Here is a 23,251-nt window from a genome sequence, read left to right as displayed (position 1 = left end):
AAAGTTTGGAACAGCTTTCTTCATTACATCTTCTCAATCCACTCCGTCAAGTTATGCACAACTTGCGTTGGTTGTACTTCGTATTCTGTTAACTTCTCCACAGTTGTGACTCCAGTGTGGACAAGAAGGGTATGCATGCCAGCATTTATTCCTGCTAAAATGTCTGTATCGTAGTTATCCCCAACCATTAATGCTTCATTTTTTTCTATGCCAAGTACTTTTAAAGCTTGTTCCATAATGATTGATTCTGGTTTTCCGATAAAGATTGGATCCACACCTGTTGATACTGCTACAACTGATGTTAATGAGCCGTTACCTGGTAATAATCCGCGCTCAGTCGGAATGGCAATGTCTCCATTTGTGGAAATAAACGTTGCGCCGTTACGCACAGCAAGACATGCTTTTGCTAACTTTTCATATGTGATGTCACGATCTAAACCAACAACAACGAAATCAGGATTTTCATCCACAAGTTCAAATCCTTTTTCCACAAGTGCATCGTGTAAGCCTTCTTCACCAATCATATATACAGTTGCGTCTTGTTTACGTTCATAAATGAAGTTCGCAGTCGCCATACTCGTTGTGAATACTTGCTCTGCTTTCGCTGGAATATCGAAACGAACAAGTTTTTCTGCCACTTGTTCTGGTTTACGCGTTGAGTTATTCGTAACGAATAAATAAGGAATGCCGCGCTCTCCTAATGCTTTTACGAAGTCGCTTGCCTCTTCAATTTGTTCTTCTCCGCGATACATCGTACCGTCTAAGTCAATTAAGTAACCTTTATACATCGATTATGTCTCTCCTTCTATGCTAACGTTCTCACCTTATCATACCACTCTTATATTACCCGCTTTTTCCAAAGAAAAAAACGCTTTACCTAAAAGCGCCCCATAACGTTCATTTTTTCTCTTTTACTTGGTAAGAACAACTACAATCGCCCTCACACATATTTGCTAACGTCTTTACATCTGCCCCTGCAAATAAACGCTTATACATCTCTTTTTCATCTTCGCATACTTGCGGGAATCTCTCTGCAATTTCCTTTAACGGACAGTTTTGTTTTTCAATTACGAAAGAATTCTCTCCATCTCTCTTTATTTGAACCATATAACCGTTTTTCTCTTGCATAGCTGCTATCTCTTGCACTTTATATGCTAAATTCTTTTGATTACTCACTCTCTTTTGTAACTGTTCTTCCATTCGCTTCGTTCTCTCTTTTAAAACGTAACGAAGTATTTTTTCATCACCCATTCGAGCTAAATCTTCTAGCATATCAATCGCAAATTGCTTATACTCTTTCGGGAATGTATCTTCTCCCTTTTCACTTAATCCATACAAATAAGTTGGTCTTCCGACATGTTGCCTTACCATCTTAGAATAAATAAGTCCGTCTTTCTCAAGATTACTTAAATGTCTTCGGATCGCCATTTCTGTAATCTCTAAAACGTCAGCTAGTTCCGCTACCGTGTGCTCTCCCTTTACTTTCAACAATTGTACAATTTCGTCTTTCGTAGTACGTGCTTCCCCCATACTTCACCCTTCTCCCTTTTCTTTCTCACATATAATATAAGATCCCCAAAAGGCATTCTCTGGGGATCTTATAAGCATAATTATTCTGGTACAAATGCAGATACAGGTCCTAATTCCTTTTCTAAATAACTGCGAACATTTGCTGGGTATTTCTCTACCACTGCAATATGTTTTTGAATCGTCTTATATAATTCATCATGATTCATTTGAATATAGTCTTGCGTAAGCATTTTTCGAAGAAGGATAATTTCTTTCATCCCTTGTCCATCTTCTTCACTTATCACTCGCTCGTCCATTAAAATATCAATAATATCTTCATAGCTTCCTGGATCGCGCATAATAAATCCATCAATCATCGCATTCCCGGCATCTAATACAGTATCAATAATAAGATGGGCTATGCGCTCTAATGCGTAAAATTCAAACTCGGTTTCATATATCTTTTTCTCTTGAAATGTACTTGTTGCTCGTTCTAAACATACTAGCATTTGTTCTATTTTCTTTCTGTCTACAAAATACATGAATGTCACCTACCTGGAAATTAAAGCATTTACATTTTAATTGTAACGCTTTCTTCTGAAAAAATCGACAATTTTTCGAATTCACCTTTTCTCCGTTATTTGTTATAGTTATATTTGTATGATTTTTGAAATTGGAGGAATGGAATCTTGGAACGTGAACTCGCACTAGAAATTGTCCGTGTAACAGAAGCAGCAGCCCTAGCATCCGCACAGTGGATGGGCCGCGGAAAGAAAAATGAAGCAGATGATGCAGCAACTACAGCAATGCGTGATATGTTCGATTCAGTAAACATGGCAGGTACAGTTGTAATTGGTGAAGGAGAACTTGATGAAGCACCGATGTTGTATATTGGTGAAGAACTAGGAACAGGTAACGGTCCAGAAGTAGACATCGCCGTTGATCCATTAGAAGGTACAAACATCGTTGCAAAAGGTCTTGCAAATGCAATGGCAGTTATTGCAATCGCAGACAAAGGGAACCTTCTTCATGCTCCTGATATGTACATGGAAAAAATCGCGGTTGGTCCAAAAGCAGCTGGTAAAATTAGCTTAGATGATCCAATTGAAAAAACAATTGAAATTGTAGCAGAAGCTAACAATAAAAAGATTCGCGATCTAACAGTTATCGTTCAAGAACGTGAACGTCATCAAGATATTATTGACCGTGTTCGTGCAAAAGGTGCACGCGTAAAATTATTTGGTGACGGTGATGTTGGTGCGTCAATCGCAACAGCACTACCTGGAACGGGTATCGACTTATTCGTAGGTATTGGCGGAGCTCCAGAAGGTGTTATTTCTGCAGCAGCATTAAAGTGCCTTGAAGGTGAAATGCAAGCTCGTTTAGTTCCAATGAACGAAGAAGAAGAAGCTCGTTGTCGTGAAATGGGATTAGAAGATCCTCGTCAACTTCTTATGTTAGATGACTTAGTATCTGGGGATGATGCAATCTTCTCAGCAACTGGTGTATCTGCTGGTGAGTTATTAGACGGTGTTAAATTCCTTGGTGGAGATTTAGCTGAAACATACTCTATCGTAATGCGTTACAAAACAAGAACAGTACGATTCATTAAAACGCATCACCATTTAGATCATAAACCACACTTAAACTTAGATATTTAATAAAGGAGCCATGTGTATGGAAGAACGTTTCTTTCTGTACGACGATACTGTCGCTACAAAAACTCGTTTCGTTAGCTTTATGGGAGAAAATGAGCGTCACGATTTAGCGCTTTTATACTCTGATCGTCATTACGGTAAAACAATTGTCCTTGATATGCAGCGCAATAAATTTGCAATCATCGGCGCTGACGATTTAAACGAACCAGGCTACTTAGAGCACGCATTTTCTATGACTGAAGAAATTGCAGAAGAACTACGCTCATTTTTATTTGAACTTATATAATTTATCTTAGGCACCAGCTGTTTTAGCTGGTGTTTTTTCATTGTAATTATTTTTAATTTTCAAACTAATATGTTATAATTAAGAATAAATCTATTTGGATAGAAAGGACGTTATCTACGTATGCCAACATTTACTTTGTAATGGACCAGCAATTGGATAGCATTACTCTCAAAAAAGCACCACGCTTTTTCAAGGGAGTAGTCTGCCCATTCCCATTACAAAGGAACGTAACGCATCTGTAGTATGATGTTTACGGAGGTTCCTAAGGGAACCTCCTTTTATTTTTGTCTTTTTCTCATGTCTTCATACTACAAGACATCCAAATAGCTGTATTACGTTTCTTTGCCACTACTATAAGAGGTGAAGAAAAATGCAGAAAGTACAACTTTCTTGGAGTTTATATGAAAATGAGCAAAACACAATCGAAAAGTATTGTAAAAATTGCAGACGCACTACCTTATTTACTGACACGAATATTCGTAGGCATAACGCCAACGGAAAAAACATATACCGCTTTGCCATTTATAAATGTCCGAAAGATCATACGTGGAATCAAAAACTGCGTATTTATAAATCATTTACTGATCACGTTGAAACAGTCGATATGACGCAGCAAGATCAAGCCGAAACAACTACTATTTCTATTATGCAACATAAAGAAAACGGCATAGCTGAAATCACAATCGTATTAGACATCATTTTGGGTTCCCACCGAATAGATAAGGCCTTATCCACATATATTTCCGACTGGAGCCGTACACTCATTGTGGATAAAATTAAAAACGGGGATATTCAATTGAACGGAAAACAAATGAAACCAAATACAATACTTTCTGAAGGCGATCATATCTCGATTTGTTTATAAATGAGAATATACAAAAAATCCTCTTACAATCGTAAGAGGATTTTTTTATTTCTTCATTTTTCGTAATACGAAATGTGCGCAACCGAAGTTACAGTACTCGTATAAATACTCCGTTAACGTACTAATTTTCGTATCATATGTCGCACGTTGGTTACTATCATCAAAGAATCCGCGCAATCTAAGTTGCTCATATCCCCAGTCTCCAACGATATAATCATATTTATTTAAAATTTCTGCATAGCGCTCTTTAAATGCTTCTTCACTAAAACCGTCACGAAAGTTTTTAATTACTTCGTACTGCACATTATTAATGCTCACCGTAGCATGAATCTCTTGCTTTTGCTCCATCATTAACTTCCTCTCTAAGCATTCTTCTTTTTATCGTATCACAAAGCATAACAACCAACAATTTCAAATACAAAAAATTGCAAATTAGTACATGCTATGGAGAAGGAGGTGATACATCGTGAAAAAACAAATTTTACTTTCCCTTCTCACTATTTCCTTATTTGCAGGCTGCCAATCAGCGAACAAAGCTGAAATGGAACGTGAAGAAGGAAGCCGTGTTCTTGTTTCCAATAAAAACGACATGTATCATACGGAAAATACAAATACACGGCTCACAAGAGTCGGCTATTCATCTAAACAAAAGCATGAAGTATCTAACAAACAAGTAGGAGCCATTAACCGTGAGAAAGTTGCTGAAATGATTACAAGTATGACAGTCAAACTTCCTGACGTTACAAACGCTGCTACGCTCGTTACCGATGATGAAGTATTTGTTGTATACCGTGCAAACACAACGGATCCAAAACTCGTAGCAGATCAAGTATATAGAGCTGCTTTGTCCATCGTCCCTCGCTATTATAAAGCATATGTATCAACAGACCAAAAGTTGATTTCCCAAATTCAAGGTCTTCAATCTGGCGCATTAAATGATACAGAATATACGCAAAGCCTCGATATGCTAAAACGTGAAATGAGTAAAAATCCTCATTTGAACAATACGGGAGATCAGACTTTGAATGATATGATTAAAAAGTAAAACAGGTGGAGAAAATCTCCACCTGTTTTACTTTTTATTTTTTATTACGATCCGCATAAACCTCCATCGCATCACACATAAACTGAGCTAACCCCTCACCAAACTTATCGATATTTTTCATGAAGCGCTCATCAGCGACATACATTTGACCGAGTCCTTTAAAAGCATCTAATGAATATGCACCGAAGTTTTGCAAGTAATCGTACCACACTCCGATTGCTTCTTGTGCCTCTTTAGAATCTGGTGCTCCGTGTCTAAGCGCTGCTAAATTTCTATAAATAGCATTAAACTCCTCTTGGTTCTCTTTTGACATACCTTTTGCATATTCGTTCGCTTTATCTACAGCTGCGTCTCCCCATTTTTCCCGTGCTTCTTCTTCATATGGGTTATGGCTGAAATCGAATCCTTCAAATTTCTCTTTATTCGTCATTTCAATCTCTCCTTTTGTATGCTGAATTGTTTTATCAATCGTCGCAATCACCTTATCTAATCTAGCACGCTTTTCAAGAAGCATTTTCTTATGAAGCTGTAGTGCCTCTTCGCGATCAAATGATGGACTCATGATAATCTCTTTAATTTTTTTCAAAGGGAAGCCAAGCTCTTTAAAAAACAAAATTTGCTGCAATGTCTCTAAATTTTCATTGGAATACAGACGATATCCAGACTCTGTCGTCTCGTCTGGGGTTAACAACCCAATTTCATCGTAATGATGCAGTGTGCGCACACTAATTCCAACTAAATCAGCTACTTCTTTTACTCTCATTGTCATTTGTATCTCCCCCTTAATACATACGATAAAGTATGACGCAACGTTAGAGTCAATAAGTAAATTCATTTTATCTTAAAAAGTTTCATCTCTCCTATATTTCATGCATAATAGATATGTACATATATTAGAAAGCGGTGAAAGTATGGTTTCAAATACTGTAATTGCCAGCATCATCTTTCAACTCATTGTCTCGATTCTGGTCCCAATTATTGTACTCGTTTATTTCCGTAAAAAATATAATATGAATTGGAAAGTGGTCGGCATTGGTGTTCTTATCTTTATCGGATTTACCCAAATTCTTGAAACACCATTCCACCTATTTATGCGCGGTAATCCAACAATCGCTCCATTTTTAGAAAATCCGTTTGTCTTCGCAATTTATGGCGGATTGACTGCTGGTATTTTTGAAGAATTAGGACGCTTCGTTGCCTTCTTCTTCTTACTAAAAAAATATCTAGAATATAAAGATGGCTTCGCTTATGGAATTGGTCACGGCGGAATTGAATCTATTTTAATTGGCGGTTTTTCTGCATTACAAGCATTAATCTTTGCTAATTCTATTAACGATGGTAGCTTCGCTCGACTGATTGAACAAAAACCCGAGCTGAGCATTTTACAGGACATGTTAATTCAGCAACCTGCCTACTTATACTTCCTTGGTAGCTTAGAAAGAATTATGGCACTCGTGCTTCAAATCGCCTTTACAATGCTTGTTTTATACGCAGTAAAACAGAAGAAATATATCTTCCTAGTATACGCTATACTATTCCACGCATTTGTAGACTTTTTCGCGGCACTTTACCAAACAAAAACAATCAATATCTTCGTTGCAGAAGGAATTACACTTCTTTGTACAATTGGCGCTGTCGTTCTTATTCGCAAAATGAAAGCGAAATTAATGAGTGTACCGGAGTAAAAAATAAACCACCGATTGGTGGTTTATTTTTTATGGATTGTCGCAATGCTGATAGCTTTTTCCTTCTTGCAGCTGCCTCTTTGTTTCTGCATCTATAACGATATATTTATGAAACTCTTCTACTTCATTTTGAGAAAAGGAAGTGAAAAAATAAACTTGGCGATCAGGATGAACAAAAAAATCTTGAAGCATCACACTACTCCGAAAACCCACGGCTGTTTTTTGTAGGAAAGAAAATTCTTCATCGGGCACTTCTTTAAATAAGATTTTTTTCGAACACTATATGCTGCATTATTGTATTCTTTATAGATTTTCTTATCTAACTGTTTATAAAAAATATCCTCACTCACAAATGACTTATTTCGATTGCTTGGATAATTTACTTTTTGATTCGACTCTGCATAAGTTGTGGACAAGTGTATAAAAAAACAAAGACTAACTACAATACATATCATTTTATTCATGATTGCACCTCAAATGTTCATTATCCACATTACTTTTCCACATATTTAAATCCATATGCCGTTTTCCAAGAAAAAGGAATTATTTCCACATTTGTCGAAGTATATAGCGTCAACTTGAAAGATGGGGATGAATTATGAAGAAAATTATTGTAATACGACATTGTTCAGCAACTGGGCAAAAACGTGATGCTGAATTAACGACCGATGGAAAAGACCAAGCAAATACCCTTGCTACATTCCTCTTAGAAAATCATCTACAAATCGATCATATTATTTCAAGCCCATTTGTCCGAGCTATCGATTCCATTCGGCCCTATGCGCTCCAAGCTAACTTATCTATCCAAGAAGATGAACGATTAACTGAACGCATATTGAGCAATGTTCCAATGGATGATTGGATGCAAAAACTAGAATCTACTTTTACAAATATAGATATTGCCTTTTCAGGCGGAGAGTCAACAAAACAAGCAACAGACCGTGCCATATCGCTTATTCAAGACGTTTTACAATTAAACCATACGACAACACTACTTGTTACACATGGCAATTTACTTACGCTCATTTTAAAGCATTTTGATCATACGATTGGCTTTAATGAATGGAGAACTTTAACGAATCCTGATATTTACGAAATTACAATCGACGAACAATGTATCATAAAACGCTTATGGGAAGCATCGTCCAAGTAATATCCCTTTCCAAAACATTCAGTTGACGCCACGAGAAGAAACTGTACTAATAATAGAAAGGGGTATCACTCCATATGTACGAAGATGTACTTGCTCTACTACATAAAACAAATGTTTCTTATGAAAAATTTGAACACGAACCAGTACTCGATTATGAGACAGATCGGATTGTACGTGAGAGACTCGGCTTACAAGGCACTCCAAGTAAAAGCTTATTTTTAAAATCAAAGTCTGGAGATTATTACGTATTTTTTACGTTAGAGGGCACAAGACTCAACCGGGGAGAAATGAAAGAACTAACAGGAGAACGGTTATCTCTCTGTTCTCCTGATGAACTGCGAGACAAAACTGGTTGTACGCCGGGATGTGTGGCTCCTTTCGGATATTCACACGATGTAACAATTATTGTGGATAACGCTATTTATACGTACGATAAAATTTTAATTACACCTGGTGTACCTGAATTTACAATTGAATTATCCACAGAAGAATTAAAAAAGATTTTATTAACATGTCCAAATACCGTTTTAGAGTATAAACAAAAAGAGAGCTAATCGTTAGCTCTCTTTTTTCATTATTTAGCTTCTGCTGTTTTTTCTTTTGCAGAACGTACTTGCTCGTCCGCATGGTAAGAAGAACGCACAAGTGGGCCAGCTTCACAGTGGCTAAATCCTTTGCTAAGTGCAATTTCTTTAAGCTCTGCAAATTCTGCTGGTGGGTAATATTTAAGAACTGGTAAATGCTTCTTAGATGGTTGTAGGTATTGCCCAAGAGTTAAAATATCCACATTGTTTGCACGTAAGTCATCCATTGCTTCAATTAAATCTTCTCTCGTTTCACCTAAGCCCACCATAATGCTCGATTTAGTTGGAATATCAGGCTGCATTTCTTTCGCTCGACGTAAAAACTCTAATGAACGTTCATATTTTGCTCTAGCGCGAACTCGGTCAGATAATCGACGTACTGTTTCAATGTTATGGTTTAAAATATCTGGTTTTGCATCCATTAACATTTTTAAGTTTTCTTCTACTCCACCCATATCAGATGGTAATACTTCGATAGACGTGAATGGATTTTTACGACGTACTGCTCGTACTGTTTCAGCAAAAACAGCTGCTCCCCCGTCCTTTAAATCATCACGTGCAACCGCTGTTATAACAACGTGCTTTAAGCCCATTTGTACTACTGAATCTGCCACGCGTTCTGGTTCTTGTAAATCAAGCTCAGTTGGTAAGCCTGTTTTAACCGCACAAAAACGACAAGCACGTGTACAAACCGCACCTAAAATCATAAATGTTGCTGTTTTTCTTACAGCCCAGCATTCATGAATATTCGGACATTTTGCTTCCTCACAAACGGTATGAAGATTTTTAGAACGCATCATTTTCTTTAAGCCTGTATAGTTTTCATTCGTGTTTAACTTAATTTTCAACCATTCGGGCTTGCGCTTATATTCTGTTTGTTTTGTCATGGTTATCAACTCCGCACAATATGAAATAGTTTACCGTGTTCGCTTCTTTCAATGTAACATATCTATTCTAACGTATGAAAGCGATTTGCTCAAATGAAGATTCTAAGATTTTTTCCAATCGTTCCCTATAATGAAATACTCCGTATATCCCACACTAAAAAGAGTGATGTTGTGAAAGGAGTCTATTTCATGCTTCGAAAAATTTCTCTTTTGCTTTCTATTTGTTTTCTTCTCCACCAAAACATCGCTTACGGTGAAGATAATCAGCAAAGCATATACGAAAAGCGCATGGCACTATATAAAGAAACCGAGCAGTCTTCAGGCATTCCATGGTATTACTTAGCTGCAATGGATCAATATGAAAGAAATATACGGAGCGTAAGAAAAGATATTCCGAAAAAACCAGATGCCATCATTTCCCTTTATTTCAAACCAGAAGTATGGGCTGGACCTATTAATAGTAACGATACTCTCCCCCATACAATTTCTCTATTTGGCGGAATAGGTTTAGATGGTGACAAAGATGGATTTGCAAATGCAAATAGCGACCGTGATCTTCTGCATACCGCAGCGACTATTTTAAGGAAACAAGGAACGTCAGAAGACCGTATTAAAATTATGCTCTGGGAATATTATAAACGTGCCAAAACAGTTGATTTAATTAGCGAATACGCCCAAATTTATAAACATTATGGACGTATTAATTTAGAAGGAAATGCTTTTCCTCTTCCGATCCGTAGTGACCATAGCTACCGTAGTACTTTCGGCGCTGGAAGAAGTTTTGGCGGCAGAAGGATTCATGAAGGAACCGATATTTTTGCCGGATATGGCGTGCCAGTAAGATCAACTTGCTATGGCATTATTGAAACGAAAGGTTGGAACCGCCTTGGTGGATGGCGCATTGGTATTCGCGACCTTCATAACAATTACCATTATTACGCTCATTTAGGCGGGTTCTCAAAAGAAATACAGCTTGGACAAATTGTTGAGCCAGGGAAAGTAATCGGATTTGTTGGTAGCACTGGTTATGGACCTCCTGGTACAGCCGGAAAATTTCCGCCCCACTTACATTTTGGCATGTATAAAGACAATGGCTATACAGAATGGGCCTTCGATCCATACATGCATTTAAGCCTTTGGGAGCGCAAAGAACGAGCAAATACAAAACGATAACCGTAGCTGCATTGCTACGGTTATTTTTTATCCAGTAAAAGCCTGACTGAGCCGAGTTTCACTTTATTTACAACTAACTATCTGTTTTCTTTTTATCAGGTACAGCAACACTTCCGCTTCCATAATACGTAGGCACTTCCCCTTGAACGATACGCGTCGCAATCGGAACATTTTGTTTCACCTTTATCTCTTTCGTATGAAATGGAATAATCACTTGCAATGTTACTTCCATTTCCATAACAATTTGAATCGCTGTAGTATTAATCCCATGCGGCTCAATTTTTTGTTTAATATCTGTATTCACATGTCCAACTGGCGTGAAATGAATCGGAATATCTGGTCCTATATTACCAAGAAGTGCATTATCAGTTACACGCCCAAAAGGAACTGCCATAGTCGCGCCGTTTTTTTCAGAAATACCTAGCTCCTTCAACTTCCCTTGTTCTACTTGCTGTAAATATTTTTCTATGTACGTGGTCGTTGATGTTACGATTTCATTTACTTGCTTTGTATTTAAATTAATTGTGGATACTTTTCCGTTTTTATCATTCTGTACTTTCATTAATGAATCTACATCGAATCCTTCATTAATTCGATCCTTTACTGCCTTCGTCATAATTGCCGTCGCCATTTTATGTGTCTCTACTTCCCCATATTTAATTAAGGTCGGCTGAATATTATTATTCACAATCCACAACCCTTGCGTAAGTAATATAACAAAAAGAATAAACGACATAAGCAGTATATACCGAAAGGCAATAGGTCCCCTTCGAAACCGCGAGTTTTTCGAGCGAAATATACTCATAAAAAAACCTCCTTCTTATATCATTTCTATGCAAGAAGGAGGGACGATATATGCTTATCTCATTTTTAATAATGCTTCTTTTCCGATTGTGCCAGTCGTAATACCTAAAGCTTCGGCTTCAATCGTTACTGATTCTAGCGGTGCTTCAAGAAGTTGTTCAATCGTTCTTACACCAACCGCACGGCCAGCAATAATTCCTCTATCACCTAATCTCTCATTTAAAAGACCTACATCTAATGCACCACACATAATATATCCTTTATCGCTCATTACAGCTAGCAAATTCGTCTTTGGAAGTTTCACGCTAACTGCAATAAACGTATAATTATCAATTATAATTGGCTCCACATTAACCATAGTTCACACTCCTCTCTTTCTTATCTGTATGACAAGAGAAAAATGAGTGTTACAAGTTAACTAGCCTATAGTTTAACGGAAGATGTATAAGTTATTAACATATCTGTTAACACATCTCTAAGTAGTTCTGGCATATAATATTGTTTGTCAGAAAGTGTGGATAGCTCTGGGTATAAGTAGCCAAATGTAAACATATCAATCGTTCCTACTGTATATATACGATCTAATTCCAGCGATTCCCCGTTAATTAATACATCTTCGAGTAAAATTTTATTCCCGGGAATCGTATCTGGAATGACTTCTACACCAGCGTAAATCATTTTCCCCATCACTTTTCCCCGAAATCCGAATCCTTTCACCTCAAGATTCTCCATATTCGGCTTACGTGCTTTCAAAATAACTTCTCTTAATATCTTTCCTGGAACTTTCAAAGCACACGGATTAATTGGATGTGGACAAATTCTGTGAATATCTCCGCGCGTTACAACACCCTCTTCTACCCCTTCAAGAAGTACACCAGCGTTCACCATGCCAATCTCTGCATTGCACCATGTTTTCAGCGCACTTGCTAACATGTGAGAAAACGGCGTCTCCTGAAACCAATCAACCGGTAATGACTCTTTTAAATGAACGACAGACTCTGCCATTATATGCTCACTTTCTTCCTGCAGTATTTCAATTGTGGATAACGGCTCGCTATAAGCACCTAACCGTTCCGTCTTAATCGCTCTACCGTCTTTTTTCAGCAATTTCTTCGTCTCTATATCCACAGTAAGCTGCACGTGACCAACGTAACGTCCCCACTTTTCACAACAACAAAGTAAAGTATTATTCAGTAGAATACCACGCTCAAATAAATGATGCGTATGTGCTCCTAAAATAACATCTATATCATAATGCTCTGCCATATACTCATCCATACTTTTTCCAAGGTGAGAAAGGACAACCGTAATATGAGCCTCATCTTTCACTTCTTCTAAAATAGACTCTAAATGAATAATGGGATCTTCAATATGCCAATCGAGCATCTGATAAAACTCTGGATAAGCTACCGTTAATCCAATAAAAGCAATGGTAATCCCATCCGTCGTTGTATGCAATTTATAAGGCCTTGCCCATGACGGACGTACCCCTTCTTTTTCAAATAAATTTGCGACAAGTATTTCAAATCCAGCATCATCATAGAGCCGATTTAAATGCTCTTTCGCTAACGTAATGCCTTCATTATTTCCGATCGTTACATAATCATATAACGCCTCATTCAAAAGCTTCGTATTCCCAAGGCCATTTGTCGCTTCCGAAATACTATGAAAACGATCCACATGATCTCCGATATCAACTGTCAAGACGGTCTCTCCCGCTTCCTGTCTTCGCTTTTTCTCCCCTAGAACAAACCGAGAAATTTGCGGCCAATTTTCAAAATGACTATGTATATCGTTTGTATGATAAAGATGGATGATTGTTTCTTTATTTATATTCAGAGAAAAAACCTCCCCTCAGTTCCTTACTGCCATTTACGCTATGCGTACGCAATAATCCTGTAAATACTTTTCGTCTTTTCTTGCTATTTTACATTGTACTCGCATTGTGAGAAAAAGCAAAAGATTGTCCTTTTTATATGAGAAACTTTTGCTAATGCAGGAAAGAATTCCAAATAGTGGAGGGAGGGGTGGATTTGTCAAAAAGTTTAATAGAGAATTCAGTGGGTGGTTGTTCAAGTGGATTTGTCAGTATCTTTATCTTAAACCTAGTCGTTCTCTGTTCTTATAAAATGTTTGGGGTATGTGAGGATTTTCTTTTGTCTTATCTTGTCGACAAATCGATATTCCTTGTCGAAACGTTGATATATTGAAATAATCGCTGATATATTCCGAGTTATGGTCGATATATTTGAAAAATCGCTGATATATTTAACTGAACACCCACCCGGGTACCCTCTCCCAAGCCAAGACAAATCCGCAAAACAAAAAAGCGCCCTGCACAGCAGGGCGCTTTCTTCATACATATATTATCCAGCTTTGCCTCCTAGACCATCATGTCTAAGAACCTTCCGCACTAGAAGATGAAAAGCATCTTCTGTGCGAAAGAATCTTAGCCAACGGGTCTGAACAGTCGGCTCCGCATTTCTATTTAACCAATAGAACCTTCCATCTCAAACTTGATTAGACGGTTCATTTCAACTGCGTATTCCATTGGAAGTTCGCGAGTGAATGGCTCGATGAAGCCCATTACGATCATTTCTGTAGCTTCTTGCTCAGAAATACCGCGGCTCATTAGGTAGAATAATTGTTCTTCTGATACTTTAGATACTTTCGCTTCGTGCTCAAGTGAAACGTAATCGTTTTTGATTTCGTTGTAAGGAATTGTATCAGATGTAGATTGGTTATCCATGATTAACGTGTCACACTCGATGTTAGAGCGAGAGTTTTTCGCTTTTGGTCCGAAGTGTACGATACCACGGTAAGTTACTTTACCACCATGCTTCGCAATCGATTTAGAAACGATTGTTGAAGACGTGTTTGGTGCTAAGTGAATCATTTTCGCACCAGCATCTTGGTGTTGGCCTTTACCGGCAATCGCGATAGATAATGTTAAACCACGAGCGCCTTCGCCTTTTAAGATAACTGCTGGGTATTTCATCGTTAATTTAGATCCGATGTTACCGTCAATCCACTCCATCGTTGCGTTTTCTTCACAAACCGCACGTTTTGTAACTAGGTTGTATACGTTGTTCGCCCAGTTTTGGATTGTTGTATAACGGCAATATGCATCTTTTTTAATGATGATTTCTACTACCGCACTGTGAAGTGAGTTAGTCGTGTAAACAGGTGCTGTACAACCTTCTACGTAGTGTACGTGTGCGCCTTCGTCTACGATGATAAGCGTACGCTCGAATTGTCCCATATTTTCAGAGTTAATACGGAAATACGCTTGAAGTGGTGTATCAACTTTAACACCTTTTGGAACGTAGATGAATGATCCACCAGACCAAACTGCAGAGTTTAATGCAGAGAATTTGTTGTCTGTTGGTGGGATTACTTTTCCGAAATGTTCACGGAAAATATCTTCGTTCTCTTTTAATGCGCTATCTGTATCTTTGAAGACGATTCCTAGAGCTTCTAGGTCTTCTTTCATGTTGTGGTATACAACTTCAGATTCGTACTGTGCAGATACACCAGCTAAATATTTTTGCTCAGCTTCTGGAATACCTAATTTATCAAATGTTGCTTTAATTTCATCAGGTACTTCATCCCAAGACTTCTCAGATTTCTCAGATGGTTTTACGTAGTACGTAATTTCATCGAAATCTAAGTCGTTTAAGTCGCCGCCCCATTGTGGCATTGGCATTTCGTAGAACTTATCCAGTGATTTTAAACGGAAGTCTAACATCCACTGTGGTTCTTCTTTCATACGTGAAATTTCTTCAACGATTTCTTTTGTTAAACCGCGTCCAGCACGGAAAATCGAAACGTCTTTGTCTTTGAAACCATATTTATAATCGCCGATATCTGGCAGTTGCTTCGCCATGTTGGTGTGTCCCTCCTTAGATAACCTCGTTTTTAGGAACCTTTAACATTACTTCTCTTCGTTTAAGCCCTTTTCTAACGCTTTCCACGCTAATGTTGCACATTTAATACGTGCAGGGAACTTGCATACGCCTTGTAATGCTTCAATATCTCCTAAATCGATGCTGTCATCGTACTCTTTTCCTAGCATCATGTCAGAGAAAATTTTAGAAAGCTGAAGTGCCTCTTCAATTTTCTTACCTTTTACTGCTTGTGTCATCATGGAAGCTGAAGACATTGAGATAGAACATCCTTCTCCTTCAAACTTCGCTTCTTGCACAATACCTTCTTCTACTTTCATCGTAAGTTGAATACGATCGCCGCAAGTTGGATTGTTCAAGTTTACTGTAACACTATCTTCTAGCACGCCATTGTTACGAGGATTCTTATAATGATCCATAATAACTTGACGATATAACGTATCTAAATTATTAAATGACATTTGTGAAATACTCCTTTGTCTTGATTAGCGATTCAACAAATGTATCAATTTCTTCTTTTGTATTATATAAATAGAAGCTCGCACGTGCTGTTGAAGAAGCTTTTAGCCACTTCATAAGCGGTTGTGCACAGTGGTGTCCTGCGCGAACCGCAATACCTTCTACATCTAATACTGTCGCTACATCGTGAGGATGTACGTCTTCAATATTAAATGTAACAAGACCAGCGCGATGCTTTGGACCATAAATTGTAACGCCATCTACTTCTGATAGTCTTTCTAAAGCATATTGCGCTAATTCATGTTCATGCTTTTCAATATTATGAAGACCGATTTCTTCTAGGAAATCAATTGCCGCACCAAGTCCGATTGCATTACCGATAATCGGTGTACCTGCTTCGAACTTCCACGGAAGCTCTTTCCACGTAGATTCTTGTAAATCTACGAAATCAATCATTTCACCGCCAAATTCAATTGGCTCCATATTGTTCAGCAATTCTTTTTTACCATATAATACGCCGATGCCTGTAGGTCCACACATCTTATGAGCAGATAATGCGTAGAAATCACAGTTCAAATCTTGTACATCCACTTTCATATGAGGTGTACTTTGTGCACCGTCAACGACCATAATTGCGCCATTTTCGTGTGCGATTGCTCCGATTTCTTTTACAGGGTTAATCGTTCCAAGCACGTTTGAAACTTGCATAATAGAAACGATTTTTGTATTCGGTGTAACTGTTTGACGAACATCTTCTAAAGAAATTGTACCGTCTGGTTGAAGCGGAAGGTATTTTAAAGTTGCACCAGTTTTCTTCGCAACTTGTTGCCACGGAATGATGTTACTATGGTGCTCCATGTAAGAAATAACGATCTCATCGCCTTCTTTTACATTTTCAAGACCATAGCTAGCCGCTACTGTATTTAATGCAGTTGTCGTTCCGCGCGTGAAAATAATCTCTTCCATTGATTTCGCGTTAATAAACTTACGAACTTTCTCGCGTGCACCTTCATACGCGTCAGTAGCTTTCGTACCGAGCGTATGAACACCGCGATGCACGTTAGAATTATATTCTTTATAGTAACGTTCTAACGTTTCAATGACTTGAATTGGTTTTTGAGAAGTTGCTGCACTATCGAAATAAACAAGTTGTTTGCCGTTCACTTTTTGATCAAGAATTGGAAACTGTTTGCGTATTTCATGAATATTCATTAGCGAACTTTCCTTTCAATTACCTCAACAAGCTGTGCCTTTACTCCTTCAATTGGAAGCTCATTAACTACAGGTGCTAAGAATCCATGGATGACTAAACGTTCTGCTTCGCGTTTTGGAATACCACGGCTCATCAAGTAGTATAGTTGGATTGGATCTACGCGACCTACTGAAGCTGCGTGACCTGCCATTACATCATCTTCGTCGATTAAAAGAATTGGGTTTGCATCACCGCGTGCTTTTTCATCTAACATAAGAACGCGAGAAGATTGTTGTGCATTTGATTTAGATGCACCGTGTTCAATTTTACCAATTCCGTTAAAGATAGATGTTGCACTATCTTTTTGTACACCGTGTTTTAAAATCCAACCTTCAGAATGTTTACCGAAGTGAACAACTTTAGTTGTAAAGTTTTGTGTTTGGTTACCACGGCCAATTGTTACTGTTTTCGTATCAGCATATGAACCGTCGCCCATTAAGTTTGTAACGTTCTCTGAAATTGTGTTTCCGTCATTCATAAGGCCTAGAGCCCAATCAATGCGGCCGTCGCGTCCTACAACGCCGCGGCGGTTAACGTAAGTTGTTACGTCTTTTGCTAATAGATCAACCGCACCGAATTTCACTTGTGCGCCTTGTTCCACGATTACTTCTGCTACGATATTTGCAATACCTTTAGCATTTTCATTTGCAACGTAGTTTTCTACATAAGTTGCAGTACTGTTCGCATCAGCTACGAATAATACGTGGTTATATACGTTAGCTTCTTCGCCGTCTACTAAGAATACAGCTTGAAGTGGAGTTTCAAGAACAACGTTTTTCGGAACATATATGAATGCACCGCCGTTGATTAATGCAGCATGAAGTGCAGTTAGACGATGCTCGTCTACTTTCACGCCGTCTTTCATTAAGTACTTTTGTACTAGTTCAGCATGCTCAGTTGCTGCTGTTACGATGTCTGTAAAAATAACACCTTTTTCTTTTGCTTCGTCTGCTAAAGAAACGAATGCAGTTGTACCAGTACGTTGCACTAATACGCTGTTATTTTCATCGATTAAGTTTTTCACTGCTTCTGGAAGTTCAGTTAAAGAACTTACAGGCTCTTGCTTAGCAGCGTCGCCTTTTCCGATAAAGTCCCATTTGTCAATTTTCGTTTTATCAGGCGTTGGCATTGGAAGTTCAGTTGCTTGTGCAAGAGCTTGTAAGCGGAACTCAGTCAACCAAGCAGCTTCGTTTACTTCGCTTGCGCGTTGACGGATTGTTTCTTGATCGAAAGGTAATGTACCGATTGTCATGTTTATGCTCCTCTCTTACGCTTCTTGCTCTGTTGTTTCGTCTTCAATACCTAATTCTTTTTTAATCCAGTCGTAACCTTCAGCTTCTAGACGTTGTGCAAGCTCAGGGCCACCAGATTTAACGATACGACCGTTCATCATAACGTGAACGAAGTCTGGAGTGATGTAGTTTAATAAACGTTGGTAATGCGTAATCATTAGGCAACCGAACTCTTCGCCGCGCATTTCGTTAATACCTTTAGATACAACTTTTAATGCATCGATATCAAGACCTGAGTCGATTTCATCTAAGATTGCGATTTTTGGCTCAATCATCATTAATTGAAGAATTTCGTTACGTTTTTTCTCTCCACCAGAGAAACCTTCGTTTAAGTAACGTTGTGCCATTTCTGGATCCATTTCTAGGAATTCCATGTTTTTATCTAATGTACGGATAAATTTCATAAGAGAAATTTCATCGCCTTCTTCACGACGTGCGTTAATTGCAGAACGTAAGAAGTCAGCGTTTGTTACTCCGCTAATTTCACTTGGATATTGCATTGCTAGGAATAGACCCGCTTGTGCGCGCTCATCTACTTCCATTTCTAATACATCTTCACCGTCGATGATGATGCTACCTTCTGTTACTTCATACTTTGGGTGACCCATAATTGCAGAAGATAAAGTTGATTTACCTGTTCCGTTAGGTCCCATAATTGCGTGGATTTCTCCACCTTTTACTTCAAGGTTTACACCCTTTAAAATTTCTTTGCCATCAATTGATACGTGTAAGTCTTTAACCGTTAATGTAGAACCAGCCATCTCAATACCTCCATTAATCCTATATATACATTTTAAAAATTCCTAAAACGTTCATATTCTCATTTTATTCTCATTCTAATTTTATATCAAATAAAATGATATCGCAAACGACGAAAAAAAGTAACCGTTTTTTCACAAATGTATATAAGTATTTCCTTTGCATCTTTCTATGATACACCTTTCTTCTTATTTATATAAAGAAAAAAGGACTGGTAATTTTCCAATCCTTTCCTTATAATTATTCACTTACCGGAAGTACAGCACCTTTATATTCTTTATTAATAAAATCTTGAATTTCTTTTGAATGTAGCACTTCTACTAGCTCTTTAATTTCTTTTTTCTTCTCATCACCTTTACGAACTGCAATGATGTTTGCATATGGAGAGTCTGCTCCTTCAATCGCAATTGCATCCTTTGTTGGATTTAATTTTGCATCAATTGCATAGTTTGAATTAATAAATAAAGCATCACCTTCATTATTTTCATACAGCTTTGGTGACAATCCAGGCTCTACATCTGTTTTAAACTTTAAGTTTTTCGGATTTTCGACTACATCTTTTACTGTTGCCTTAACAACATCTACGCCATCTTTTAGTTTAATAACTCCTCCTTTTTGTAATAATGCGAGCATACGGCCACGCTCCGCTACGTTATTACTCATAATTACTGTTCCGCCATCTGGTAAGTCTTTTAAGCTTTTATATTTCTTAGAATAAATACCCATCGGCTCTAAATGGATTTTTCCTGCGTTTACAATTTTATATCCCTTTTCTTGAATTTCTTTATCTAAGTATGGAATATGCTGGAAGTAGTTCGCATCAATTTCTTTATCCGCTAACGCTTTATTTGGCAGTACATAATCCTGGAACTTTTTAATCTCTAACTTAATGCCTTTTTTCTCTAATATTGGCTGTGCCTTCTCTAGAATAACAGCGTGCGGCACGTTAGAGGCTCCAACAACAAGCTTATTCTCTTCTTTTCCTCCGCAAGCAGCTAATGTAAATACAGACAGCGCTGTAACAACTGACAATAGAATCTTTTTCATATGATGTCCCCTTCTCCCCTATAGTTATGTAGTTATAAAAAAGGCTGGCATACACCAGCCTTTTCAGCAATTATTCTTTTACAGGAACAACTGCCCCTTTATATTCTTTATTAATAAAGTCTTCGATTTCTTTAGAATGCAATACTTCTACAAGCTCTTTAATCTCTTTTTTATCTTTATCACCTTTACGAACCACTAATACGTTTGCGTACGGTGAATCATCACCTTCAATTGCAATTGCATCTTTTTCTGGATTTAATTTTGCATCAATTGCATAGTTTGAGTTAATTAAAACAGCGTCGCCTTCTTTATTGTTATACACTTGTGGTAACAAACCTGGCTCAATATCCGTTTTGAACTTTAAGTTTTTCGGGTTATCTGCAATATCTTTTGGAGTTGCACTAACTGGATCTACTCCGTCTTTAATTTTTAAAATGCCTTCTTTTTGTAAAATTGCTAAACCACGTCCATGGTCAGTAACGGAATTACTCATAATGATTGTCGCCCCGTCTGGAAGTTCTTTTAAGCTCTTATATTTTTGAGAGTATACACCAATTGGTTCAATATGAATTTTCCCTGCTATTTCAAAATCATATTTTTTATCTTTAATTTCTTTTTCTAAATACGGAATGTGCTGGAAATAGTTTGCATCTAATTCCTTATCCGCTAACGATTTATTTGGCAACACGTAATCTTGGAATTTTTTCACTTCTAATTCAATTCCTTTTTTCTCAAGTAACGGTTTTGCTTTTTCTAAAATTTCAGCATGCGGTACGTTAGAAGCACCCACAACAAGTTTCTTTTCATCTTTATCTTTCCCGCCACAAGCAGCTAACCCAAAAATTGAAGTTGAAATAAGTGCCGTAAGTAATAATTTTTTCATTTAAAATATCCTCCCGTTTTTATTATCGTTTATCTATTCGAGTCGTTAAACTATCACCAATCCACTGGATTAAAAATACAACTAGTAATACACAAATTGTCGCAACGATTGTTACATCGTTATTCCCTCTCTGGAATCCTTCTAAGTAAGCAAGTGTTCCAAGGCCACCAGCACCAACAACTCCCGCCATTGCTGTATAGCCTACTAAAGCAATTGTCGTAACCGTAATACCAGATACTAATGCTGGTAATGATTCTGGAATTAACACTTTCAAAATAATTGTGCTTGTTTTTGCTCCCATTGCTTTTGAAGCTTCAATTACACCTTTATCAATTTCGCGAAGTGCAATTTCAACCATTCTCGCATAGAATGGTGCCGCTCCAATAATTAAAGCCGGCAAAGCTGCACTTGCTCCAAGAATTGTTCCAAGAAGAATCTTTGTGAATGGGATTAATAAAATAATTAAAATGATGAACGGTATAGAGCGGAATATATTTACGAATGCTCCAATCACCGTATTAATTGATTTGTTTTCCCATAAATTATCTTTCGCTGTCATGAAGAGTAACAATCCTAAAATTAGTCCTAAAACAAATGTCGCAAGAGCTGCGATTGCCGTCATATATAACGTTTCACCAGTTGCTTCTAACATTTGATTCCAATCAACATTTGCGAGTAACTTATCCATGTGCAATCACCTCCAGCTCTACTTGATCTTGATGAATTCCTTCTATTGCTTGCTGGATCGCTGTTTCCTCACCATTTAAATGAACAACTAAACTACCGTAAGAACCGTTATTCGTTTGTGCAATATTTCCTTGCAAAATGCTAACTTCTATATCACTGCGTTGCATTAATCGTTGAAGCACTGGTCTTTCTACAGCCTCACCGATAAACTGCAAACGAATTACTTTTCCATCTGGATATTTTTCAATTAAACTTTCAATTGTTTCATTTGTATCTTCAGAATCTGTTAACTGCTGTACAAATCGTTTCGTAATATCTTGCTTCGGATTACGGAATACATCAAGTACTGGACCTGTTTCTACAATCTTTCCTCTCTCCATTACCGCTACTCGGTTACATATCTTTCGAATCACGTGCATCTCATGTGTAATGAGTACAATTGTTAAACCAAGGCGCTTATTAATGTCTAATAGTAAATCCAAAATTTGATCTGTCGTTTCTGGATCAAGAGCTGACGTTGCTTCATCACATAAAAGCACTTGTGGATTATTAGCTAAAGCTCTTGCAATCCCGACGCGTTGCTTTTGTCCTCCGCTCAGCTGAGATGGGTACGCGTCTCCTCTCCCTTCTAATCCAACGAGATGAATTAATTCATCAACACGTTTTCTTCTCTGCGCTTTATCAACACCTGCAATTTCAAGTGGAAACTCTATATTTTCACGTACAGTTCGTGACCAAAGTAAGTTAAAGTGCTGAAAAATCATTCCGATTTCTTGCCTTGCCTTACGAAGTTCACTTCCTGTAATTGCTGATATAACACGATTCGCAATTGTAATTTGGCCAGAAGTCGGTTTCTCTAACTGATTAAACAATCTGATTAAAGAACTTTTTCCAGCGCCACTATATCCGATAACACCAAAGATTTCACCTTTGTCTATTTTTAAATTGGCGTTATCTACAGCAGTGACATCACCGCTTTTCGCCTTATATATTTTCTTTACGTTCTCTAATAGAATCATGATGTTCACCCCTTTTTTAAATAAAAAGCGCAAGCGGCTCGTTTAGAACAAGAGGACGCCCGAATCCCTGACGTAGAGGCGCTTTTTGCCTCATACGAAGGGATGAAACGACCGACTGTTCTAGCCGCTGGAGCTAGATTTCATAAAGATTTTAGGTCGACTCTGCAATTTTTTATGTTTAATGCGTGTAGTCCACCGTTATCACTACCTTTATTATTTGAATGTCCTCCACATTCAAACAATAAAAAAACCTTTCTGCTTTAGAGAAGCAGAAAGGTTTATATGCGTATATAACAACA

At 37.7% G+C, this 23,251-nt stretch carries 26 protein-coding genes and 1 pseudogene; 8 read left to right on the top strand and 19 right to left on the bottom strand.

Translation table 11 applies throughout. From position 1 onward, the window contains the following. Positions 1–23 precede the first annotated feature (23 nt). The 3 genes from EBQ15_RS14240 to EBQ15_RS14230 form a co-directional block, all read right to left on the bottom strand. Positions 24–788: a TIGR01457 family HAD-type hydrolase gene (locus tag EBQ15_RS14240; protein ID WP_000276467.1), complete on the bottom strand. Its 765-nt coding sequence runs from the start codon at positions 786–788 to the stop codon at positions 24–26. Positions 789–897: 109 nt separating this feature from the next. After that, positions 898–1,530, bottom strand: a complete 633-nt coding sequence (locus EBQ15_RS14235; RefSeq protein ID WP_000503346.1) for a helix-turn-helix transcriptional regulator — start codon at positions 1,528–1,530, stop codon at positions 898–900. A gap of 80 nt (positions 1,531–1,610) precedes the next feature. Further along, complete coding sequence (locus EBQ15_RS14230) at positions 1,611–2,051, bottom strand: DUF86 domain-containing protein (protein ID WP_000274008.1); 441 nt, start codon at positions 2,049–2,051, stop codon at positions 1,611–1,613. A 147-nt stretch (positions 2,052–2,198) separates the two neighbouring features. On the opposite strand from EBQ15_RS14230, the gene glpX reads away from it, so the two are divergent. The 3 genes from glpX (at position 2,199) to EBQ15_RS14215 (ending at position 4,318) form a co-directional block, all read left to right on the top strand. Next, the gene (glpX, locus tag EBQ15_RS14225) at positions 2,199–3,170 is read left to right on the top strand and encodes a class II fructose-bisphosphatase (RefSeq protein ID WP_000439090.1); all 972 of its coding nucleotides are present in this window, start codon (positions 2,199–2,201) and stop codon (positions 3,168–3,170) included. 16 nt (positions 3,171–3,186) lie between these two features. Then, entirely contained in the window at positions 3,187–3,453 is a 267-nt protein-coding gene (locus EBQ15_RS14220; protein ID WP_000392606.1) for a DUF3055 domain-containing protein, read from the top strand. Positions 3,454–3,823: 370 nt separating this feature from the next. Next, on the top strand, positions 3,824–4,318 hold the full coding sequence (locus EBQ15_RS14215) for a hypothetical protein (RefSeq protein ID WP_001174573.1): 495 nt from the start codon (positions 3,824–3,826) through the stop codon (positions 4,316–4,318). Between the two features lie 45 nt (positions 4,319–4,363). Here EBQ15_RS14215 and EBQ15_RS14210 read toward each other — a convergent pair whose 3' ends face one another. Further along, positions 4,364–4,666 (bottom strand): YutD family protein, encoded by a 303-nt coding sequence (locus tag EBQ15_RS14210; RefSeq protein WP_000435942.1) that lies wholly within the window; start codon positions 4,664–4,666, stop codon positions 4,364–4,366. 118 nt (positions 4,667–4,784) lie between these two features. Here EBQ15_RS14210 and EBQ15_RS14205 point away from each other — a divergent pair, with 118 nt between their 5' ends. Next, the gene (locus EBQ15_RS14205; protein WP_000744128.1) at positions 4,785–5,363 is read left to right on the top strand and encodes a YhcN/YlaJ family sporulation lipoprotein; all 579 of its coding nucleotides are present in this window, start codon (positions 4,785–4,787) and stop codon (positions 5,361–5,363) included. A 34-nt stretch (positions 5,364–5,397) separates the two neighbouring features. Here EBQ15_RS14205 and EBQ15_RS14200 read toward each other — a convergent pair whose 3' ends face one another. After that, positions 5,398–6,132 (bottom strand): MerR family transcriptional regulator, encoded by a 735-nt coding sequence (locus EBQ15_RS14200; RefSeq protein WP_000178773.1) that lies wholly within the window; start codon positions 6,130–6,132, stop codon positions 5,398–5,400. Positions 6,133–6,232: 100 nt separating this feature from the next. Here EBQ15_RS14200 and EBQ15_RS14195 point away from each other — a divergent pair, with 100 nt between their 5' ends. Then, positions 6,233–7,048: a YhfC family intramembrane metalloprotease gene (locus tag EBQ15_RS14195; protein ID WP_033683531.1), complete on the top strand. Its 816-nt coding sequence runs from the start codon at positions 6,233–6,235 to the stop codon at positions 7,046–7,048. A 30-nt stretch (positions 7,049–7,078) separates the two neighbouring features. Here EBQ15_RS14195 and EBQ15_RS14190 read toward each other — a convergent pair. Further along, positions 7,079–7,512 (bottom strand): annotated as a pseudogene (locus tag EBQ15_RS14190) (hypothetical protein). 134 nt (positions 7,513–7,646) lie between these two features. Between EBQ15_RS14190 and EBQ15_RS14185 the strand changes: the two are divergent. Together EBQ15_RS14185 and EBQ15_RS14180 are read left to right on the top strand one after the other, a co-directional pair. After that, positions 7,647–8,201, top strand: coding sequence for a histidine phosphatase family protein (locus EBQ15_RS14185; RefSeq protein ID WP_000721049.1), 555 nt, complete (start codon positions 7,647–7,649; stop codon positions 8,199–8,201). A 74-nt stretch (positions 8,202–8,275) separates the two neighbouring features. Beyond that, positions 8,276–8,755, top strand: coding sequence for a YbaK/EbsC family protein (locus EBQ15_RS14180; protein WP_000272747.1), 480 nt, complete (start codon positions 8,276–8,278; stop codon positions 8,753–8,755). Between the two features lie 20 nt (positions 8,756–8,775). Here the strand turns inward: EBQ15_RS14180 and lipA are convergent, their stop codons facing one another. Then, positions 8,776–9,672, bottom strand: a complete 897-nt coding sequence (lipA, locus tag EBQ15_RS14175; RefSeq protein ID WP_000166372.1) for a lipoyl synthase — start codon at positions 9,670–9,672, stop codon at positions 8,776–8,778. Between the two features lie 189 nt (positions 9,673–9,861). On the opposite strand from lipA, the gene EBQ15_RS14170 reads away from it, so the two are divergent. Continuing rightward, the gene (locus tag EBQ15_RS14170) at positions 9,862–10,845 is read left to right on the top strand and encodes a M23 family metallopeptidase (protein WP_000944688.1); all 984 of its coding nucleotides are present in this window, start codon (positions 9,862–9,864) and stop codon (positions 10,843–10,845) included. Positions 10,846–10,918: 73 nt separating this feature from the next. On the opposite strand, the gene yunB is transcribed toward EBQ15_RS14170, so the two are convergent. The 12 genes from yunB to EBQ15_RS14105 all read right to left on the bottom strand — a co-directional run bounded on the left by yunB (position 10,919) and on the right by EBQ15_RS14105 (position 22,952). Next, the gene (gene yunB, locus EBQ15_RS14165) at positions 10,919–11,650 is read right to left on the bottom strand and encodes a sporulation protein YunB (protein WP_000021805.1); all 732 of its coding nucleotides are present in this window, start codon (positions 11,648–11,650) and stop codon (positions 10,919–10,921) included. Between the two features lie 54 nt (positions 11,651–11,704). Further along, positions 11,705–12,007, bottom strand: a complete 303-nt coding sequence (locus EBQ15_RS14160; protein WP_000248470.1) for a YunC family protein — start codon at positions 12,005–12,007, stop codon at positions 11,705–11,707. Between the two features lie 65 nt (positions 12,008–12,072). Continuing rightward, positions 12,073–13,464: a bifunctional metallophosphatase/5'-nucleotidase gene (locus EBQ15_RS14155; protein WP_082186610.1), complete on the bottom strand. Its 1,392-nt coding sequence runs from the start codon at positions 13,462–13,464 to the stop codon at positions 12,073–12,075. A 673-nt stretch (positions 13,465–14,137) separates the two neighbouring features. Beyond that, positions 14,138–15,535: a Fe-S cluster assembly protein SufB gene (gene sufB / locus EBQ15_RS14145; protein WP_001118827.1), complete on the bottom strand. Its 1,398-nt coding sequence runs from the start codon at positions 15,533–15,535 to the stop codon at positions 14,138–14,140. A gap of 48 nt (positions 15,536–15,583) precedes the next feature. Next, the gene (gene sufU, locus EBQ15_RS14140; protein WP_000009526.1) at positions 15,584–16,015 is read right to left on the bottom strand and encodes a Fe-S cluster assembly sulfur transfer protein SufU; all 432 of its coding nucleotides are present in this window, start codon (positions 16,013–16,015) and stop codon (positions 15,584–15,586) included. Next, a complete protein-coding gene (gene sufS, locus EBQ15_RS14135; protein WP_001020769.1) occupies positions 16,005–17,225 on the bottom strand; it encodes a cysteine desulfurase SufS in 1,221 nt (406 codons plus the stop codon). The genes sufU and sufS overlap by 11 nt, the downstream gene beginning before the upstream one ends. Beyond that, the gene (sufD, locus tag EBQ15_RS14130; protein ID WP_000152164.1) at positions 17,225–18,517 is read right to left on the bottom strand and encodes a Fe-S cluster assembly protein SufD; all 1,293 of its coding nucleotides are present in this window, start codon (positions 18,515–18,517) and stop codon (positions 17,225–17,227) included. Before sufD ends, sufS begins: the two co-directional genes overlap by 1 nt. Positions 18,518–18,532: 15 nt before the next feature. Then, positions 18,533–19,318, bottom strand: a complete 786-nt coding sequence (gene sufC / locus EBQ15_RS14125; RefSeq protein WP_000929160.1) for a Fe-S cluster assembly ATPase SufC — start codon at positions 19,316–19,318, stop codon at positions 18,533–18,535. 238 nt (positions 19,319–19,556) lie between these two features. Beyond that, a complete protein-coding gene (gene metQ, locus EBQ15_RS14120; RefSeq protein WP_000722399.1) occupies positions 19,557–20,363 on the bottom strand; it encodes a methionine ABC transporter substrate-binding lipoprotein MetQ in 807 nt (268 codons plus the stop codon). A gap of 70 nt (positions 20,364–20,433) precedes the next feature. Further along, positions 20,434–21,246 (bottom strand): methionine ABC transporter substrate-binding lipoprotein MetQ, encoded by an 813-nt coding sequence (gene metQ, locus EBQ15_RS14115; protein ID WP_000735097.1) that lies wholly within the window; start codon positions 21,244–21,246, stop codon positions 20,434–20,436. Positions 21,247–21,268: 22 nt separating this feature from the next. Continuing rightward, positions 21,269–21,934 carry a methionine ABC transporter permease gene (locus EBQ15_RS14110; RefSeq protein WP_000359401.1) on the bottom strand — a complete coding sequence of 222 codons (666 nt, stop codon included), beginning with the start codon at positions 21,932–21,934 and terminating at the stop codon, positions 21,269–21,271. Further along, positions 21,927–22,952, bottom strand: a complete 1,026-nt coding sequence (locus tag EBQ15_RS14105) for a methionine ABC transporter ATP-binding protein (protein ID WP_000601767.1) — start codon at positions 22,950–22,952, stop codon at positions 21,927–21,929. Before EBQ15_RS14105 ends, EBQ15_RS14110 begins: the two co-directional genes overlap by 8 nt. Between the last annotated feature and the right edge of the window lie 299 nt (positions 22,953–23,251).

Origin of the sequence: Bacillus sp. 2D03 (assembly GCF_003946765.1) — a bacterium.
Lineage (GTDB): Bacteria > Bacillota > Bacilli > Bacillales > Bacillaceae_G > Bacillus_A > Bacillus_A cereus.
This window is presented reverse-complemented; position numbering and strand designations above follow the sequence as displayed.

Coding starts and splice junctions, on each gene's coding strand:
- metQ (WP_000735097.1), bottom strand. CDS start 21,246: ATGAAAAAATTATTACTTACGGCACTTATTTCAACTTCAATTTTTGGG.
- sufC (WP_000929160.1), bottom strand. CDS start 19,318: ATGGCTGGTTCTACATTAACGGTTAAAGACTTACACGTATCAATTGAT.
- metQ (WP_000722399.1), bottom strand. CDS start 20,363: ATGAAAAAGATTCTATTGTCAGTTGTTACAGCGCTGTCTGTATTTACA.
- EBQ15_RS14240 (WP_000276467.1), bottom strand. CDS start 788: ATGTATAAAGGTTACTTAATTGACTTAGACGGTACGATGTATCGCGGA.
- EBQ15_RS14220 (WP_000392606.1), top strand. CDS start 3,187: ATGGAAGAACGTTTCTTTCTGTACGACGATACTGTCGCTACAAAAACT.
- sufB (WP_001118827.1), bottom strand. CDS start 15,535: ATGGCGAAGCAACTGCCAGATATCGGCGATTATAAATATGGTTTCAAA.
- EBQ15_RS14105 (WP_000601767.1), bottom strand. CDS start 22,952: ATGATTCTATTAGAGAACGTAAAGAAAATATATAAGGCGAAAAGCGGT.
- EBQ15_RS14200 (WP_000178773.1), bottom strand. CDS start 6,132: ATGACAATGAGAGTAAAAGAAGTAGCTGATTTAGTTGGAATTAGTGTG.
- sufS (WP_001020769.1), bottom strand. CDS start 17,225: ATGAATATTCATGAAATACGCAAACAGTTTCCAATTCTTGATCAAAAA.
- EBQ15_RS14195 (WP_033683531.1), top strand. CDS start 6,233: ATGCATAATAGATATGTACATATATTAGAAAGCGGTGAAAGTATGGTT.
- EBQ15_RS14110 (WP_000359401.1), bottom strand. CDS start 21,934: ATGGATAAGTTACTCGCAAATGTTGATTGGAATCAAATGTTAGAAGCA.
- yunB (WP_000021805.1), bottom strand. CDS start 11,650: ATGAGTATATTTCGCTCGAAAAACTCGCGGTTTCGAAGGGGACCTATT.
- EBQ15_RS14160 (WP_000248470.1), bottom strand. CDS start 12,007: ATGGTTAATGTGGAGCCAATTATAATTGATAATTATACGTTTATTGCA.
- EBQ15_RS14215 (WP_001174573.1), top strand. CDS start 3,824: ATGCAGAAAGTACAACTTTCTTGGAGTTTATATGAAAATGAGCAAAAC.
- EBQ15_RS14210 (WP_000435942.1), bottom strand. CDS start 4,666: ATGGAGCAAAAGCAAGAGATTCATGCTACGGTGAGCATTAATAATGTG.
- EBQ15_RS14235 (WP_000503346.1), bottom strand. CDS start 1,530: ATGGGGGAAGCACGTACTACGAAAGACGAAATTGTACAATTGTTGAAA.
- sufU (WP_000009526.1), bottom strand. CDS start 16,015: ATGTCATTTAATAATTTAGATACGTTATATCGTCAAGTTATTATGGAT.
- EBQ15_RS14230 (WP_000274008.1), bottom strand. CDS start 2,051: ATGTATTTTGTAGACAGAAAGAAAATAGAACAAATGCTAGTATGTTTA.
- EBQ15_RS14185 (WP_000721049.1), top strand. CDS start 7,647: ATGAAGAAAATTATTGTAATACGACATTGTTCAGCAACTGGGCAAAAA.
- EBQ15_RS14170 (WP_000944688.1), top strand. CDS start 9,862: ATGCTTCGAAAAATTTCTCTTTTGCTTTCTATTTGTTTTCTTCTCCAC.
- EBQ15_RS14180 (WP_000272747.1), top strand. CDS start 8,276: ATGTACGAAGATGTACTTGCTCTACTACATAAAACAAATGTTTCTTAT.
- lipA (WP_000166372.1), bottom strand. CDS start 9,672: ATGACAAAACAAACAGAATATAAGCGCAAGCCCGAATGGTTGAAAATT.
- sufD (WP_000152164.1), bottom strand. CDS start 18,517: ATGACAATCGGTACATTACCTTTCGATCAAGAAACAATCCGTCAACGC.